Source organism: Flexithrix dorotheae DSM 6795 (assembly GCF_000379765.1).
GTDB classification, from domain to species: Bacteria; Bacteroidota; Bacteroidia; order Cytophagales; family Flammeovirgaceae; genus Flexithrix; species Flexithrix dorotheae.
The window spans coordinates 62585-82631 of sequence record NZ_KB903446.1 but is presented as its reverse complement, the minus strand read 5'-3'; the positions used below and the strand labels follow the sequence as shown (position 1 = coordinate 82631).

The following is a 20047-nucleotide window of genomic DNA, read 5'->3' as shown; positions in this document are numbered from 1 at the left end:
CCTTTTGTTGAAAGAAGGACTAAAAATTAAGAATAAACTCCGCAAGATTTATTTCTCTGGTCAGGTTGAGCTTTTTCCTTAACCTGTACCTGCTAATTTCCACCCCTCTAATGGTAATATTAAGCAAACTCGCAATTTCTTTGGTGGTCATATTCATGCGGAGATAGGCACACAAACGCCTGTCTTGCGGACTTAATTTTGGGAATTTCTCAGTCAGTCTTTTAGAAAAATCTCCATGTACCTGATCGAAATATACTTCGAAATGTTTCCAGTCATCATCCCGGCTCATATTTTTTTCAATGCTTGCCATTAGTTTTTCTAATTCTCCTATAGGTACTGACCTGGAGTTCTTTTTGGTAAGGGAAGTTAAGTCCTGCTTGAGATCGGAAAGAAAATCGTTTTTATCGATGATGTGCATGGTGGCCGTTGCAAGTTCTTTATTTTTATGCCGAATTCTGTCCCGAAGTTTACCCGTCTTTAGTTCTTCTATTGCTTTTTCCGACTTTGTTTTGATCAGGTCCAATTCCTGATCCTTCTTTGTGAGTACATTCTTCTGCTCGTTTAATATTTTACTTTTCTCTTTTTTAAACTTTCTGCTTATAAAATACAGGGATGCTAATAACAGAATACAACCTAAAAACAAATAAGAGAAATAAGCCAGATTGGTTTGGTACCACGGAGGTAAAATAACAAATTTATAGCTTTCTTCTTCGCTTACTTTTCCTGTGAATATTTTAGCTCTTACTTTAAATTCATACGCTCCATAATCCAGATTGGTGTATTCTTTTTCATGCCTAAATTCCCATTTACTCCAGGAGTCATCAAATCCCTCCAGTTTATATTGGTATTGAGTCATTTGCTGAGGATCTATGTAAGTAGCACTATAGCTAAACTTTAATGAATTTTGATGATGGAGTAGTTCAGGTTTTGGTATTTGATTATCATCAAAGGTATTTCCAAAGTAAATAACAGAATCCGGGTCCTTGGATAAAGAGAAATTCCTGATCAGGACTTTAAAATTTTCTTGATCATCAACTTTTGCCAAAGGATCATAAATAATGAAACCATTTTTTGCACCAAATAGGACCTTGTCGTTGGGAAGCACAGTTACAAAATGAGGAGAATTATTTAGCATGTTTAAAATCTTACTAAATCTTGTTGTAAACTTGGTATAATTGTTACTCGCCTCTTTTCGTAATACGCCAACTTCTCCAATTCCCACGTAATAAATATTTTCATTCGCATCCTCTGCTAAATGAAAAATTCGAAAATTTGGTTTGAAAAACTGTTGATAAAAGGGATGTTTTTCAAAAGAATCACTTTTACTGTTATACCTGTATATGCCATCAGGAGTTGAAAAACATAGTTCTCCTCTTATTTTATTGACGATAATTGAGTGATCCGAGGGTAATCCATGGTCAATACTATACTCTTTTACCTCATTGGCGGTTTTTAAATCCTGGGTAAGCTTTATCCTGTAAATTCCTTTATAACCATGTGCCAACCAAAGGTTTCCCAAATCATCCTGTTCAAAATTTTGGCACGATTGGATAAAACCCTTAATCTTTCCTAAAAACCTCACCTCATTATTGTTCATTTCATTTAGTTCAAAGCCATCATAAGTCCCGTTAATGACATATTGCGAGGTGTGATTGAGTTTGCTAAATTTCCATGTACCTGTTTCATTAATCTTTACAGGTTTGTCATTGTCTAAATAATATGAATTTCTATATTGCCCGATTAGAATCTTATGATTGAGTTTAGAAAGCCCATAAATTTGTCCTTCCAATAGTTTTACAGGATGATTGTCTTCAGAAAGAGGTTTGTCTATATTCCATTTAAAAAGACCATTATTAGTACCTAAATAGAGCGAGTTCCCTTCCTGAAATCCGGTATGTCCCGAACCGGGCAAACCTACATTTTCATTGATAAAGGAAAAAGGAAGACCCAATTCCAGACAACTGATACCGTTATTATGGCCTGCCCAAAGGTTGTTTTGTGCATCTTCAAATAGAGAGTTTATGGTCAGTTGATCAAGGCCGGTATTTCTTGACAAATGACTTTTTAAAAATCCATTCCAGGAAAAAATCATCAGTCCATTTGTCTGAGTCCCAATAGCCAGGTCTCCGTTTCGTAGCCTGATTATAGTATTAATAATATACTTTGAGAATAATTTCTGGTAGGGAGGGTTCCAGGGGCGTAAGGTCTTTGCGCTTAAGATATAGATGCCATTGACGTTTGTGGCCACTAGTATTTGGTCACCTTTCATGCGGATCATATCCGAAACATAAAGACCTAAAATTGCTGGATCACTACAGACGGAAGTGAGTTTTCCATTCTTAAAAATTGAGATCCCTTTTTCAGGCTGATACACGTAAATTTGGTTGTTGATCAGGAAAAAATTATCCATTTTATTTTCGAATGGAAAAACGGTAATAGAGTCATTTTGAAGTTCTACGATATTATAGCTGCCACAGAAAAATTTGGATTGACCAATATGAAAAGCTTTCCAAACTTCATCGAATTTCTTGTCAATTTTAGTTGAAGTAGGTTGATATTTCCAGTTTCCATACTCGTCTGTTTTGAAATACCCAAATTTACCTGATCCTGCAATGGCTATTTCATGGTCTGCATTAATACTTAAGTGACGTAAAACGCCAGTCTCTCCTGTTTGCAAAAGTCTCCAGGAAGTACCATCATACTCAAGTAATCCAAAATTATTTGCGACATAAATAATTCCTCTTTCATCCTGCGCAATATGCAAATTATTCATTCCGGCACCATACTCATCCGTTGAATAGTATTTGATTAATGGAAGTCCAAAATGAGTTTGTGCAATTGTCGGTAAAGCTGACGCAATGAAAATCAGAAAATGAAGTGTAAATTTCATTTTTGGTAAATACTTCAGGGCTTTCAGCAATTTTCTCATTTTATGGTAAGGTAATAAAAGTGAAACTGAATCTGTAGGTGATATATGATGTAAATTCAGATTTGGTAAATGTAGCTCTGATTACTGAATAAACCATATTTTTTTAACATATGATGTATTTTTGATGTAGTTAAAATTACCGTTTGATGTAAAAATGATGTGTATCTTTTTTTGTTCTCTGGCTATCAAAAGTCTTCTTTTAGGGATTATTTAACTTAAAAGTATGATTATGAAAAAAATTTATTACTTTCTTATGTTTTCACTTATCCCCTTGTGTTCGCATGCACAAATTCTAGTGAATGGGAAGGTGACAGATGACTCAAGTGGAGAAGGCCTCCCGGGTGTCAACGTTGTTGTGAAAGGAACAACAACTGGTAGTGTAACAGATATAGATGGAGCCTTCAGGTTATCGATTGAAAGTGGAGAATCGGTATTAGTATTCAGTTCAGTTGGATTCCTTTCTCAGGAAATTACGGTAGGCAGCCAAACAACCTTTAATGTTTCATTAGTTCCTGATATCCAGCAATTGGAAGAAATTGTAGTGATTGGGTATGGGGAAATGAAAAAAAGTGACCTTTCTGGAGCTTCAGTTTCTTTGGATTCTAAAGATATTGATGAACAGGCGGCAGTTACACTAGAGCAGGCTTTACAAGGTAGAGCAGCAGGTGTATTTGTGACCTCCACATCGGGGCAGCCTGGATCAAGTGTATCTATGAGAATTCGGGGTACAAATACCATCAACTCAGATGCAGAACCCTTGTACGTGATTGATGGAGTTCCTATGGGTACAACTAATGTCAATAATTATGATATTGGGCTGGGTGGTTTACTTGGAGGAGGAAAGTCTCCGATCAGTGGTCTTGCAGGTCTTAACCCCAATGACATTGAGTCAATAGAAATTTTAAAGGATGCTTCTGCCACGGCCATTTATGGTTCCAGAGGGGCGAATGGTGTGGTACTTATTACCACCAAAAGGGGAAAGGCTGGGAAAGCCAAGTTTAGTTATGATGGATACTATGGTGTTCAGGAAATACCTAAAACCCTGGATATGATGAACCTACAGCAGTATGCGGTATTTAGCAATGCATTTAATACACATACCGATAGAATTCCAGTACCTGAATTTGCAGATCCCTCTTTGCTTGGAAATGGAACAGACTGGCAAAATGCAGTATTTCAATCGGCTCCAATGCAAAGTCATCAGCTATCTGCTTCAGGCGGGACCGAGCAAAGTAAATATGCCGTTTCAGTCGGGTATTTGGATCAGGATGGAATTGCGGTATCCTCAGGATTTAAACGATTGAGTACCAGGGTAAACCTGAACTCAAAACTAAATGACTGGTTAACCTTGAATGCTAACATTGCATATAGCCGTACAGATGAAGATTTAAACAACTTTAATGGGGAAGGGGGAACAATTAATGCGGCCACTCAGCAACCACCTAATATTCCGGTAACTAACCCTGACGGATCTTATGCAAGTGGTACCGGACAATATGCAAGAGTTAACCCAATTGCTTTAGCTGAATTATCCACAAATGAATTAAAGCGGGATTTATTTAATGGTAATCTGGGCCTTGATTTTGATATAGTAAAAGGATTGGTTTTTCATACCAGAGCTGGTGGTAATGTGAATTATTCAGATGTACTTACCTTTAGCCCAACTTATGATTTTGGCCCTCAGGCTCAAAATAATACAAACTCAGTAAGCCATAACAAAAGTCAAAACAGTTTCTGGCAGCTTCAAAATTATTTTACCTACTCCAAACTTTTTGCCGACAAACACGATTTTACTTTAACTGTAGGGCACGAAGCATCGGAGTGGGCTTTTACTTCAACATCAGGAGGTGGAACAGATTTGCCATCTAATGATATTCCTGTAGTTGGACTGTCTGACCCTGAAACTCGCATTGCTGGCTTTGCCTCAAGTAGCGGAGCGCTTCAGTCGTTTTATGGTCGATTAATGTATAATTACGATGGCCGTTATTTCCTAACCTTAACTGCAAGAAGGGATGGTTCATCAAACTTTGGTCCTCAGAATAGATACGCTAACTTCCCTGCAATAGCAGCATCATGGAGGGTGAGTGATGAGCAATTCTTGAGCGGAATCAGTGCCATCGACAATCTTAAAGTTCGGGCTGGCTGGGGAATTACCGGTAACCAAAACATTCCTGGATTTAGATATGATGTAAGTATGGCCACTTTACCCACCGGGCTTGGTCAGGGTTTCAGGGTAAGAAACTATGCCAACCCAGCAGTAAGATGGGAGGAATCCAAGCAAATAAACGTAGGTTTTGACCTTGATTTGTTTGACAGCCGAATCGGAGTTATTTTCGACTGGTATGACAAGAGAAACACTGACATGCTAATGGAATTTCCTTTTCCAGCCTATATGGGAGGTGTAGGAAATGATGCATTTAGATTACAAAATCCATGGGGAAATTTTGGTGAAATCAAAAATACCGGATTTGAAATAACCCTGAATGCGGATATTATCAGAGGAAATGACTTTACCTGGAATTCCAGCCTGATTTTTTCTCAGAATCATAATGAATTGGTTGATCTAGGACTTGGAGACCGGTATTTGGATTCAAATATTCAGTGGTTTACCCACGTGAGTAGAGTTGGAGCTGGTGACCAGATTGGATCTTTTTATGGTTACAAAGTTGCTGGAATATTCCAGGATAAAAATGACATCATTAATAGCCCAAGACAATATGAATTGGATGGGGAAAATAACCCCATTTTAAACAGAGCCAATACCGTTTGGGTTGGTGATTTGAAATTTGAGGACATCAATGGTGATGGGGTGATTGATGATGGTGATAAAACTTACCTGGGTTCACCACAGCCTAAATTTACTGGTGGTTTCAATAATACCTTTTCCTACAAAGGTTTTGAATTGAATTTATTCCTGCAGGGATCATATGGCAATAAAGTATACAATTTTACCCGACAAGGAAGAGCCTCTACGGATAATGGATTAGATGATATGTCAAGTGCAGTTAAAAACCAGCTGACTTCTGTATCGAATTTTGCAGATTATGAAATGATCGACCCCAATAAGGAATATGCGGAAGACGAAGACTGGAGAGATGATATAGACAATATCAGACTGGTTAATCCTGGAACTGATATGCCAAGGATTACTGCAAATGACCCCAATAATAACCAAAGGGTGTCCGATAGATACATTGAAGATGGTTCTTACCTGAGAATTCAAAACGTGTCTTTGTCCTATACCTTTCCAAAACAATGGTTAGGTTCTTCTGTTGGACTGAAAATTTATACTGTAATTAGAAATGTTTACACTTTCAGTAATTATTCTGGATACGATCCGGAGATTGGGCAGGATAGATTAGTTTCTACACTTTATGGCGTAGACAATGGTCGTTATCCTACACCTAGAATCTATACATTTGGTGCCAATCTTAATTTCTAAGCAACTAAATTTTAAAGAAATGAACAAAATAAATATATATATTAAAACATTTTTGTTGATCGTGACGCTTACTTTATTGAGCGCATGCTCTGAAGATTTTTTAGAGAGATCTCCAGAAGACAACTATGTAGCAAGTAAGTTTTACAATTCCCCAGATCAGATTAGAGCGGGAGTTAATCCCTTATATGGAGGGGTTTGGTTTGATTATTACCGATCTCTTTTGAACATCGGAGATGTAATGGCGGGAAATAGAAATGCGGGAAATCAAAATGCATTCTATACCTTTTCTATTACCCCTACTTTTGCCGGATTAAATGAGGCTTATGCTTCTCTTTGGATGGCTGTAGCCTATTCCAATAGTGTTTATGCCAACATCAAACAATATGCGCCAGCAACCATTAGTGATGAAGTCATAAATACAGCTATAGGGGAATCCTTAGTGATGAAATCTATGGCTTATTTTTTCCTTGTAAGATGTTTTGGAGATATTCCTATCATCCACAACAGTAATGAACTGGTGGCCACAGGGGTAGACAATGTAAGTAAGCTTCCCAAGAATAGAATGGAAGACGTTTATGAGTACATCACAATGATGCTAAAGGAAGCGGCTACCCTTTTACCTCCAGAAAATGAACCGGGAAGGATTCACAAATGGAGTGCCTATGCCCTGTTGGCAAAAGTATATTTGACACGTTCAGGAGTTGGACAGACAGGTGCACGTGCTCAGGAACATCTGGATGAAGCGAAAAAGTATGCTGCAATGGTAATCCATGAAAGTGGACTGCAATTATGGCCTTCTTATAAAGAATTATTTTGGATTTCTACCGGTAATTTAAATCCGGAAAATCTAATTTCCCTGCACTGGACTATTGCAAGTGACTGGGGAGCTCAGAATGCTTTTCAAGCGGATTTGGCTCCTGTGGGAATGACTTCGCATGGTGATGGATGGGGAGCCTGGAATGGGGTGACCTTAGATTTGTTGAACCTTTTTGGAGAAGATTCAAGTCTGCCTGGTGAGGAAAACAGGGTATATGATGATGAAAGAAGGAAGGCAACTATCATGATGGATGGTGACCACTATCCGGAAATTTGGCGTGGTCAGGGTGGATATACCTTACACTGGAATGGAAACCTGAGTGATGAGGAAATAGGAGCGGGAGGAAGAATTCAAAATAATACCGGATCGATGGTTAGAAAACACATTGTGGGTCATGCCGATGATCACCGGGCGGAAGCAGGACGTCCTAGTCAATTCATGAAAACAGATTTGTCTACACATATTCTCAGGCTTGCAGATATTTATCTTGTATATGCAGAAGCCATTTTGGGTAACAATGCCTCAACAACTAATGCTGAAGCACTTCAGGCTTTTAATGCGGTAAGAAGAAGGGCTGGTCATAAGGAAGATATAACTGAGCTTACCCTTCAAACCATTTATGATGAACGAAGAAGAGAGTTGGCTTTTGAGGGAGATAACTGGTTTGATTATGTAAGATTGTCTTACTATGACATGGATAAAGCCATTCAGTTATTGGCTGATCAGGAAAGAGGAAACTGGGATGGAGGAGATGCTTATGCTCCCGATGGCCTTGAGCTGAATAGCATATCTTATGCGCCAACCCCCAGCGATTTCACTTTACCCGTACCCGAGGTGGAAATTCTGGCTAACCCAAAGTTAGCACCTGAAGTCGAACCAGAGCCATTCGATTTTAGTTCAATCGAATTTTAAACTATTAATTGTGAGACTATGTACAAGATTAAAAATATTATTTTAGCCGTCTCTTTGTTGTCGGTGGTCCTCTTCAGTGCTTGTTCGGAGGATGAAATGCAAATACCAGTTGTTGAAAATGTAAGGGTAGTGGAAAAAGATTCGTCCATTACTGGAGCAGAATTTGGAACCTATCTGGCCCTTCAGGGTAGAGGATTTGATGATGTAGTAGACGTAGTTTTCAATACGGTTATTGCAGATCTAAATATCAATTATGTTACTTCAAATAATATAATTGTTCAGGTACCAACTGAATACCCGGAGGAGGTCAATGATATTGTTACTTTGATTACTTTGAATGGAACCAGATATGATTTCCCTTTTCAGATTGAAGTACCAGAACCGGCAATAGCAAATATTTCTTACCAGTTAGCCACAAACCTAATCCTAATTGAAGGAGAAAGCTTTGCACACATTAAAAAGTTAACTCTTGGTGGAGTGGAAATTACCAATTATGAAGTATCAACTGGGTTGGATAAGATTACCTTTCAATTGCCAGACGGTGTGCCCGTAGGTGTTATTAAGGTCGTCATAGAAACTCCGGCAGGAACAGCTGAGACTGATTTTGATCTGGAAGCTGCATCCAGTCCATCCATTATAAATATTCCTGTAGAATGGGTTGAAGCGGGCTTTAATATGAGAATTAATGGAATTAACCTGGCCAGAATCAGCAAAGTAACGATAAATGGAACAATAGATGTCACTTCAGGTTTTGAAACCAATGACATCAATTCCTGGTTGGAATTCCCTATGCCTGCAGATGTACCATCTGGAGATATGACTATTCAGGTTACCAATGAACTGGGTTCAGCTTCAAATAAAGTAACCTCTACTTACAAGACAAGTGAATACTTATGGTGGAATTATGATGATGTGGCTTATTGCTGGGGTGCTCCGGCAAGTGCTGTGGGAGAGGATCAGGTCCGTCCAGTTTCAGCTAAATTCGGCATGTTTCAGGGTGACATCGCACCTAGCTGGTGGGATCAGAATAACATGTTTAACGGATGTTTTGATGTACCTGCTGAAATAGTAAGTTCACCAAATGATTATGTATTGAAGTTTGAAGTGAATGTGTTGAACCCATGGTCGGTGGGTGTGTTTAGAATATCTTTTGGTGGAGAAGGAGGTGAAGAACAGTTTGGGTATGATTGGAAACCATATGCAGATGGGGAATCCTTCACTTCAGAAGGTTGGACTACCGTGGCCATTCCTTTGAGCGAATGGAATATCGATGGCTCTTCAGCTATACTCAATAACCCAAGGTTTAAGTTTTTTATAGCGGGAGATGCTACTAATCCATCTGAAAATACCGCCATTTATATCGATAACATTAGAATAGATTCTCTATAGTTAATGTTTTGAATCAACTAAACAGTCCCTGAATATGAGGGACTGTTTATCTTTTTTTGTTCACCCACATGAAAACCAGTTTTTGGTGTTTTTCAGCATTTCAATAAAACACCATTACCCAAAACGTATGAAAATGAATAAAATCTTAATATGTATCCTATTCCCCCTTCTCACCATTATTACCAAAGCCATCGGGCAAACAGCATTTACGGGGATGAGGGATATCAGTGGATTGGAGCTAGCAAGGGAAATGGCCCCCGGACTCAACTTATACAATACACTGGATGCAAGCTGCTGGTGGCTTCCGGTACCCCATGGTCTGGAAAGTGAAGTTTGTTGGCAACAACCCTATACCACCCCGGAAATGATTGCTGCAATAGCTGATAGAGGATTTAAATCCCTTAGAATTCCAGTAACCTGGTATAACCACATGGGTGCAGCCCCCGACTATGCCATCGATGAAGAATGGATGAATCGTGTGGAAGAAGTGGCCAATTTTGCATTTGATAACAACATGTATGTCATTATCAATATTCATCACGATGACCTCAAGGAAGACCAATCTGGTTCCTGGCTTGTCACTACCTATGCCCAACAGGAGAAAGTAACCGATCAAATAGAAAAGGTTTGGAAACAAATAGCAACCCGGTTTAAGGATTACGGAGATTACCTGATTTTTGAAACCATGAATGAACCAAGGGAAGTTGGGTCTTCCCACGAATGGAATGGAGGTTCTGCAGAACACAGGGAAGTGGTTAATGCGTTAAATCTGGCCGCTGTGAATGCGATAAGGAGTACTGGTGGGAATAATGCTTCCAGGTTTATAATGGTCCCCCAGGTGGGCGCGAATGTCAAAGCAGCTTTAGAAGACATGGTTATCCCTAATGATGATCCTAACATTATGGTTTCTGTACATAATTACGACCCATGGTTGTTCACTCTGGCTGATCCTGGAACTGATACCTGGGGAACGAATGCTGAAAAGGAGGAACTTGAAAAAGCCATTAAATCTATTGGTGATCATTTTGTAAAAAATGGCAGAGCTGTGATATTGGGAGAGTGGGGTGCAGGTGATAAAAATAATTTAGTGGACAGGATAGATTATTATGATGTAATGGCTAAAGCCTGCCGGTTAAATGGCATTACACCAATTTCCTGGATTTATTCATTAGACCGAAAAACCTTAAAATGGGAAACCCCTGAATTGGAGGATGCCATCCTGGATGCTTTCGATCCCAACCTGATCCTTGGAAATACGGAGGTTGAAAATAATGTAGGGATTTATCCTAATCCGGTAAGCAATACGGTAAAAATCAAATTAGCGAGTTTGCCCTCTCAGATTGAATTGTATTCTGTAAAAGGTGAGCAGACTCTTCAGTTGGATGATACCAGATCTCAGTTTGAAATAGATTTGTCTGGTTTTGAAGCAGGAGTTTATATGCTTAAATTGCAAATAGGAGGGAAGACCACCATACGAAAAATTGTAGTGGAATAATGAAATAATAGCAAGGTGAAATCTAATGGATAAAATAGAACGATTAGATTTTATTAAAATAAATTATTGAATTGAAGTAAAAATTCATGAAAAACAAAAGAAACACGAAAACTAAAAACCTCCTTACTAAAATTGCCCTGTTCCTTTTTGCTTTTAAGTTTGTATTTCCTGCAAGTGCCCAGCTACAGGAAACAGAAATGTTGAATGAACCAATTGATATAAGTGGGGACTTCTGGGATTTCCGAAATACGCATTACCTGGCAGACGAACTGACTTCATTTGATCCGAAAACCGGAAAAGGAACGGTAAAATACCTGAGGCATAATCTGGTAACTCGTCAGGCTTTTAACAATATGCTGACGGGATTAGATCCTGCAGAAGCTAACGAGTTCCCCTCCACAGAATATGCGGCTTCCCCAGAGCTGCCTTTCTCCCTGGAATTTATATCCTCCCGTACCTTGAGAATCAAAATGACTTCGGGACCTCAGTTGAGAGGTGAGGAGGAATCACTAATGTTTGTATCGGGGAAAGTTGTGGAAGATAGATCGGGTTGGAAGTATCTTAAAACTGAAGAGGGGCATGTTTATGAAAGTGAAAATGGAAGGGTAGTGATAACCGAAAAACCATGGCATGTTTATATTTATGATGCGAAAGGTAAGTTGCTGACGAGCACAATTCATAAATCAGACGTCAGTAATACCTTTACCCCAACAGCGCCATTTGGGTATATCCGAAGAGCCAAAGATTATTCCCGAAGTATGAATGCAGTTTTTTCCCTTTCTCCTGATGAAAAAATCTTTGGCTGTGGGGAATCTTATACTAATTTCAACAAAAGGGGCAGCAAGGTTATATTTTGGACAGATGATGCGAATGGAGTTCAAAATGAGACCATGTATAAACCCATTCCATTCTATCTAAGCAGCCGTGGTTATGGCGTTTTTATGCACCATTCATCACCAATTACCTGTGATTTCGGTAAATATTACAATCCGGTAAATAGTATGATGATCGGGGACGATGAACTGGATTTATTTATCTTTTTGGGAGAACCCAAGGATGTTCTTGATGCTTACACCGATGTAACAGGGAAAGCTTCATTACCTCCGCTTTGGTCTTTTGGATTTTGGATGAGCAGGATTACCTACTTTTCTGAAGAAGACGGGAAAAAAGTAGCCAAAAAACTGAGGGAGAATAAAATTCCCTCTGATGTCATTCATTTTGACACGGGATGGTTTGGTGTAGACTGGAGAAACGATTACAAATTTCCTGTAGATCGTTTTCCAAATCCCGAAAAAATGATTGAAGATTTTCAGGAAGACGGTTTTAAAATTTGCCTTTGGCAATTGCCATATTTCACCCCTCAAAATGCACTTTATAAGGAATTGACAGAAAATAACCTGGCGATTAAGGACAGGAAAGGGAATATTCCGGTGGAGGATGCCATACCTGATTTTACCAATCCGGCAACAGTGGAGTGGTATCAGGATAAAATCCGGGGATTAATGGAGAAGGGTGTGGGTGTGATTAAAGTTGATTTTGGTGAAGCGGCACCAGCGGATGGCCTGTATAGTAATGGCAAAACCGGATTTTATGAACACAATATGTACCCGTTGCGGTATAATAAGGTTGTGGCAGATGTTACCAGGGAAGTTACAGGGTATCCTTTCATCTGGGCACGGAGTACCTGGGCAGGTAGCCAGCGTTATCCTGTTCATTGGGGAGGAGATCCGGCAGCAACCAATTCTGCCATGTCTGCCACTTTACGTGGGGGACTTTCCATAGGATTATCCGGTTTTTCTTTTTGGTCTCATGATATCGGAGGTTTTGTTACCGCTACTCCCGAAGATGTTTACAGAAGATGGACACCATTTGGAATGCTCACAAGCCATGTCCGAAGTCATGGTAACCCTCCAACCGAACCCTGGGAATATGGGGAGGATTTTATGAATGCTTTCAGGGATGCAGATAATATGCGCTATCAATTGATTCCCTATATCTATTCACAAGCAAAACATGCAAGTGAAAATGGTCTGCCTATGCTAAGAGCCTTATTCATTGAATATCCGGATGATCCTGGATCGTGGTTGATAGACAATCAGTACTTATTTGGACAGGATATGCTTGTGGCACCGCTTTTCGAAAATACAGAGGGAAGGGATGTGTATCTTCCTCCGGGAAACTGGGTGGATTATCAGACTGGAAAAGCCTACACAGGAGGTTGGCACAAGATTATGGCAGGTTCCATTCCTATTGTCGTGCTGGTGAGAGCAGGAGCAGTTATTCCCCATTGTGAATTGGCTCAATCTACCAATGATATCGACTGGTCCAAAATAAAACTGAAAGTCTATGGAAATGAAGAAAATGCAACTGGTAAACTTTATTTGCCGGAAAAGGAATCGTTGGAAGAATTGACCTTACAAAAATCTAATTCTGGATATGAATTGAAAAACAATCCATTTAGTGGAGGTGTAAAATTTATTTTAGAATGATTTAAGGATTATAATTCAATTTATAGAATAATCGATTAAAGGGTTTAATTTTCCAATAGCACTTTATTCACTTTTTTTAATATCAGAGCAGCCATTGATAATTGGCTTTTCAGGGTTTGGAGTGGAATACTTTTGATTGGACAAGCACAAAATAAAAGGAGAGAAGCTGGTCAGTTTGATGAATTGATCTTTAGATAAGCACTAATCTCTCAAAATAGGGAGAATTACCGGTATTATTAAAATTCTTAATTGTAGAAATTAACAAATGAAAAAAGCAGCATTATCCATCCTGTTGGCTATGTGTTTATTAAAGGGCATGGCTCAGGATCTTACAACTCATATCGTAATTGATCAGTTTGGTTATCGACCATCTTCAGAAAAAATAGCTGTGATCAGAGACCCACAAACTGGTTTCGATGAAGGAGAATCTTTTATCCCTGGTGACAGCTATGCTTTAGTAAATGCTACTAATGACCAACATGTTTTTACGGGGGCTCCTATGTTATGGAATAATGGTGCAGAAGATACTTCCTCAGGTGATAAAGCATGGTGGTTTGATTTTAGTACCTATAGTTCTCCAGGAACTTATTATATTTTAGATATTAGCAACAATGTCCGATCTTTTGAATTTGAGATAAGAGAAGATATTTACAATGAAATACTCATTCAAGCAGTAAGAACTTTCTTTTATCAAAGAGTGGGGCAGGCCAAAGAGGCTCCTTGTGCGGAAGACGGCTGGACAGATGGTGCCAGTCACATGGGACCATTGCAGGACACAGAAAGCAGGGTATATGATGATCCAAATAATGCCGCTACCGAAAGGGATGTAAGAGGCGGCTGGTACGATGCGGGAGACTATAATAAATATACCAACTGGACAGCTAATTATGTACATACGATGTTGCTGGCTTATGAGGAAAATCCGGAGGTATGGGGAGATAATTACAACATTCCCGAGTCAGGAAATGGGATCGCAGATATCCTGGATGAAGCAAAATGGGGGATGGACCATTTATTGAGAATGCAAAAAAGCGATGGCAGCATGATTTCAATTGTAGGTGAAAGTGGAGCAAGTCCTCCTTCAGCCACCACAGGTCCCAGCTTGTATGGTGGGGTAAATACCAGTAGCACCTGGAACGGTGCAGGTACTTTTGCATATGGAGCTAAAATATATGCGTCATTAGGTATGGATGGCTATGCAGATACTTTAAAAAAAGCAGCTTTAAACGCCTGGACCTGGGCTGTAGCTAATCCCAATGTGATTTGGAAAAATAATGATGCTGCTTATGGATCTGTGGGAATCGGGGCCGGACAACAGGAAACGGATGATTATGGAAGGGAAATGGGTCGTCTGAAAGCAGCAGCGCATTTGTTTGAAATTACCGGTGAATCCACTTACAAAACACATTTTGAAAATAATTATAAAAAGACCCACATGATGGAATGGAATTTTGTTTTTCCATTTGAAACAAAGGAACAGGAAACTTTGCTCTACTATACTCAATTAGAAGGAGCTTCGCCAAGTGTGGTCAATGACATTATTACCACCTATAATAATTCAATTAACAACAATGACATCAACTTCCCTGCTCATGATGAGGCCGTTGATCCTTATGGAGCATTTATAGATACTTATACCTGGGGTAGCAATAATACCAAAGCCCAGAAAGGATTAAATTTTTATGTGGTGAAACACTACGGGTTAAATGCTTCTAGGGCGATAGATGCTGAAAAGGCGGCTGAAAGATACATACATTATTTGCACGGTGTAAATCCTTTAAATAAATTGTATTTAACCAATATGTATGCCTATGGAGGAGACAATTGTGCAGACCAAATTTACCATACCTGGTTTCATGATGGTACCGACTGGGATGAAACAGGAGTATCTAAATACGGGCCAGCACCCGGATTTGTACCAGGTGGACCGAACCCAAGTTATGATTGGGATAATTGTTGCCCAAATGGCTGTGGAGGTGCTTCAAGTAATGAGAAATGTCTTTCGATTGAAATTACCCCTCCCAAAGGACAACCAGCTCAAAAATCATATCTGGACTTCAATGAAACCTGGCCAATAAATTCCTGGTCAGTAACTGAAAATAGTTGTGGCTATCAGGTTTCCTACATCAGACTCCTTTCCAAGTTTGCTACTAAAAATGACAAATCAGTACCAGTGGAAAAAATAGTTTCCGGATTACCGGAGGATTTCATATCAGATTTGAAATTAATACTTTACCCCAACCCTGCCACCAATAGTGTGAAAATCAAACTTCCGGAAGGATTTAATGGGCAAAAGCTTTCCATATATGCGCTGGATGGGAAAAAATTATTTGAAACAGAGATAAAGGGAATTAATTCCATAGATATACCCCTTTTTGAAAGAGGTGTTTACCTGGTGAATGTGGAAGGTTTAAATGGTGGGTTAAGCCAGAAACTGGTCATTGAATAGGGGGGGTGAATGAAATTTAATGGCATTAACTACCGTATTTTGTACCAGCTTTTGAAGTAGTAATTCAAAATTAACCGTGTATTATCTTGCCATAAAATACTGATAGAGAGATTACTATATCTCGGAAAGAATACTACCCCGTGTGGAGCACCCGATGTGGAGTACCCGGTGTGGAGCACTGGTGCTTATTTTTAACTAAATACGATTAAAATTTACAGAAATGTCAAAATTTACCATACTCCTTCTAATTTCAATTTTGTGGTCTTGTGGAAACCAAAAGAATAATACAGACCAGACTGTAGCTAAAAAACAGCCTAATATCATCTTTTTTATAGCGGATGATATGTATCCCGAAATGTTTAATTGCCTTCCGGAAGGAAAGGGTAAAAATCTAACACCAAATATGGATCGTTTGGCAGCAGAAGGAACATTATTAATCAATCAGTATGTCGTTTCCCCAGTCTGCACTCCGAGTAGATATAATACTTTAACTGGTAAGTATGCAAGCAGGGCTAAAAACAAAACATTCCAGCAATTTACCCAAAAGAATGGAGGTCAGACTGTAATTCAGTGGAATTCTTTTATCACAAATAATGACAAAGTTTTACCGCACTATCTAAAAGAATTGGGATATAAAACAGGAATGGTTGGCAAAAACCATGTGATTGAAGTGGATAGTCTTTATCGCTTTCCGGACTTTTGGGCTGATCCAAAAAATCCTGAAATTAAGGAAAAGGTGGAAGAAAACTATTACCGCTGTGAACAAGCTATATTAAACAACGGTTTTGATTATGCTGGTGCCATATATCAGGATAATCCCGATTTTGTGGGACTTGGAGAATTGGCTGTTCAAAACATGGATTGGATTGCCGAGGCAGGCCTGAACTTTATTGATCAAAACAAGCATAACCCGTTCTTCCTTTATTTTGCTACAACTATTCCGCATGGACCTACAAATGCAGAGAGGTCCTGGGAAGCTAATCCATTGGTGACTGCAAAGGGTTATCTTGATCAGGCCCCGAATGTTTTACCTGCCAGAAATACATTATCCGCAAGAATTAAGGAGGCTGGTTTAAGCGGAGGAAACAAAGAAAATATACTTTGGCTGGACGATGCCTTAGGCGCTTTATTGAACAAATTGGAAGCAAACAATATTCTCGACAATACCATTATATTTTTCTTTAATGATCATGGTCAAAAAGCCAAAGGAACATTATATCAGGGTGGTGTTTTAAATCCAAGTATAGTCTGGAAGAAAGGTGGGTTTGAGAGTGGAAATGTGTGCCATGCCAAAGTACTGAATATTGATTTTGCACCAACAATAGTAGAATTAACCGGTGGAAAATTAACAGAAGGGCAATTTGATGGGAAAAGTTTTGTACCTGATTTAAATGGTGAGGAGAATCATTCTGATGAACCGCTCTTTTTTGAATTGGGATATGCCCGGGCGATTGTTAAAGGTGATTATAAATATTTAGCTGTCAGATATCCTGAATTTGCCGAAAACATGAGTAAGAAAGAAAGGGCTGAAGTCCTGGAGAAATACAATGAAGGCAGACGCTTCAGAGGAATGAATACCAATGATAGTGATCCAATGACTCCGTATAGTCATTTTTCGCTCATTCCAGGAGGCCAGGATGCAGAACATGGTTCTTATGGGAAGGTTCCCCATTATTTTGACCGTGACCAGCTTTACAACCTTAAAGAAGATCCTAATGAACAAATAAATTTGATTAATAGTGAGGCTCACCAAAAAATTTTCCAGGAACTGAAAGCTGAATTAACAAAACATCTCTCTAATATGCCTGGAAGCTTTGATATTTAGGTTCGCTCCAGGACGGTTTTTTTTATTTGAAAACCCTACGGAGGTACCCCTATAACCTTTTAATGACTTTGATTTGAAAAAGGATAAATTAGACATTAATTTACCAGCAAAATTAGTTGCTGTGCTTCAGCTTAATTCTAAATAATCCCCCAAAAACCAGAATTGAAGGGGGAAGTCCTTATTCATTAAAGCAAAAAAATGGATTCCAGAAGCGAAGCAAGCTGTTTTTTTACTTTTTTCTTTAAAATTAAAATGAGAATCAAACTTCTAATTTCGCTTCTTTTTTTATTTCAGTTTAGTGTTATAATTGGACAAAACCAAAAACCAGCTTTTAGTCAGTTGGATGTTTTTGAACTGGAATGGGCCTCAGATCCTCAAATTTCCCCAGATGGACAAAAAATTTTGTACCTCCGAAACGGGATGGATATCATAGAAGATAACCGTTTCAAAAGAATCTGGATGATCGACAGTGATGGCACAAATCATAGGAAATTAACACCTCATGATCAGAATGAATCTTCCCCGAGATGGTCTCCGGAGGGGAAAAAAATAGCCTATACTTCTTCTACAGATCAGGGTTCGGAGATATTTGTTTACTGGCTGGAAACCGGCCAACATGCCAGGCTATCCCAACTGGATCGATCTCCTGGAAATATCGCCTGGTCTCCTGACGGAAAATGGCTGGCTTTTTCCATGAAAGTGCCGGAAGAACCACCGTTTCTGGCTAAATCGCCTCAAAAACCTAAAGGCGCCAATTGGGCGGAGGCTCCCAGGGTAACCACCCGGATGAAGCACGAAGCTGATGGTTCGGGTTTTATTGAACCTGGATTTTACCACTATTTTGTAATACCATCAGAAGGTGGGACACCCCGACAAATTACCTCTGGAAATTTTCAGCACCAGGAGTCGGTACAGTGGTCGGCAGATGGAAAAATGTTGATTTTTTCAGCGAACAGACATGAAGACTGGGAATATGACTACCGCAATTCGGAAATATATTCAGTTGAACTTGAAACCGGCAAGATTAATAGTTTAACAGATAGAAAAGGACCCGATTATAATCCCGTGATTTCTCCTGATGGTAAAACCATTGCTTATTTGGGTTATGAAGATAAAATTCAAACTTACCAACTCCCTGAACTTTATACCATGAAAATAGATGGTAGCGGGAAAAAGAAAATCAATTTAAAACTGGACAGACAAGTTTCGAATATTACCTGGAATCAAAAAGGAGATGGCTTGTATTTCCAATATGACTCTGAAGGAAATTCTAAAATTGGCTTTACCACATTAGCTGGAAAATTCGAATTAGTGGCTGAAAATGTAGGTGGAACCGGAGTGGCCAGACCTTATGGCGGGGGTTCATTTTCAATTTCCCAAAATGATTTACTTGCTTTTAATATCACTACTCCAGAATATCCTGCTGATTTAGCCACTATCAGAAAAGGCAATCAGGTTTCCAGAATTACTCATTTAAATGGGGAATTACTGGATTATAGAACCTTGGGTGAAGTAGAAGAAATTTGGTACAATTCATCATATGATGACCGGAAAATTCAGGGTTGGGTAGTGAAGCCTCCATTTTTTGAGGAAGGGAAAAAATATCCATTGGTGGTAGAAAATCATGGTGGGCCCATATCCAATTACGGGGACCGGTTTTCCCCGGAAATGCAATTGTATGCCACAGCCGGATTTGTGGTTTTTTATCCCAACCCCAGAGGTAGTACCAGCTATGGTGAAGAATTCGGGAACTTATTATATCACAATTATCCTTCCCAGGATTATGACGATGTGATCTCCGGAGTGGATGCATTAATTGAAAAAGGCCTTGTGGATAAGGACAGTTTATTTGTAACCGGAGGAAGTGCCGGTGGAATCATGACTGCATGGATAATTGGAAAAACAAATCGATTTAGGGCTGCTGCAGTGGTAAAACCGGTAATGAACTGGTACAGTAAAACTTTGGTAGCCGATAACTGGTATGGATATTACCATTATCGATATCCCGGTTACCCCTGGGAAAATCAGGAGGCTTACATGAAATTTTCTCCGATTTCTTTAGTAGGAAACATTGAAACTCCGGCTATGGTGATGGTAGGAACCAATGATTTGAGGACACCTATTTCAGAAGCCAAGCAACTTTATCATGCCCTGAAGATCAGGAAAATAGAAACTGCTTTGGTAGAAATTCCGGGAGCTTACCATTTTATTGCCAATCGTCCCAGCCAGTTAATTACCAAAATCGATCATATTGTAGCCTGGTTCAATAAGTTCAGAGGTGAGAATGAATAAATTTCGAT

9 protein-coding genes are annotated in these 20047 nt (G+C 39.2%); 8 read left to right on the top strand and 1 reads right to left on the bottom strand.

Features of this window, described 5'->3' with window-relative positions; translation table 11 throughout:
* Window positions 1-19: 19 nt before the first annotated feature.
* Window positions 20-2890 (bottom strand): ligand-binding sensor domain-containing protein, encoded by a 2871-nt coding sequence (locus A3EM_RS0119370; RefSeq protein ID WP_026210414.1) that lies wholly within the window; start codon window positions 2888-2890, stop codon window positions 20-22.
* 268 nt (window positions 2891-3158) lie between these two features.
* Here A3EM_RS0119370 and A3EM_RS0119365 point away from each other — a divergent pair, with 268 nt between their 5' ends.
* The 8 genes from A3EM_RS0119365 to A3EM_RS0119330 all read left to right on the top strand — a co-directional run bounded on the left by A3EM_RS0119365 (window position 3159) and on the right by A3EM_RS0119330 (window position 20039).
* Complete coding sequence (locus A3EM_RS0119365) at window positions 3159-6371, top strand: SusC/RagA family TonB-linked outer membrane protein (protein WP_211211991.1); 3213 nt, start codon at window positions 3159-3161, stop codon at window positions 6369-6371.
* A gap of 19 nt (window positions 6372-6390) precedes the next feature.
* Entirely contained in the window at window positions 6391-8100 is a 1710-nt protein-coding gene (locus tag A3EM_RS0119360) for a RagB/SusD family nutrient uptake outer membrane protein (RefSeq protein WP_020529899.1), read from the top strand.
* 18 nt (window positions 8101-8118) lie between these two features.
* Window positions 8119-9489: a glycan-binding surface protein gene (locus A3EM_RS0119355; RefSeq protein WP_020529898.1), complete on the top strand. Its 1371-nt coding sequence runs from the start codon at window positions 8119-8121 to the stop codon at window positions 9487-9489.
* Between the two features lie 133 nt (window positions 9490-9622).
* On the top strand, window positions 9623-10984 hold the full coding sequence (locus tag A3EM_RS42975; protein WP_169513388.1) for a cellulase family glycosylhydrolase: 1362 nt from the start codon (window positions 9623-9625) through the stop codon (window positions 10982-10984).
* Window positions 10985-11070: 86 nt separating this feature from the next.
* A complete protein-coding gene (locus A3EM_RS0119345; protein WP_020529896.1) occupies window positions 11071-13473 on the top strand; it encodes a glycoside hydrolase family 31 protein in 2403 nt (800 codons plus the stop codon).
* A 265-nt stretch (window positions 13474-13738) separates the two neighbouring features.
* Window positions 13739-15922 (top strand): glycoside hydrolase family 9 protein, encoded by a 2184-nt coding sequence (locus tag A3EM_RS0119340; RefSeq protein WP_020529895.1) that lies wholly within the window; start codon window positions 13739-13741, stop codon window positions 15920-15922.
* 220 nt (window positions 15923-16142) lie between these two features.
* Window positions 16143-17747, top strand: coding sequence for a sulfatase family protein (locus A3EM_RS0119335; RefSeq protein ID WP_020529894.1), 1605 nt, complete (start codon window positions 16143-16145; stop codon window positions 17745-17747).
* A 252-nt stretch (window positions 17748-17999) separates the two neighbouring features.
* Window positions 18000-20039, top strand: a complete 2040-nt coding sequence (locus A3EM_RS0119330) for a S9 family peptidase (RefSeq protein WP_026210411.1) — start codon at window positions 18000-18002, stop codon at window positions 20037-20039.
* The last annotated feature ends 8 nt before the right edge of the window (window positions 20040-20047 follow it).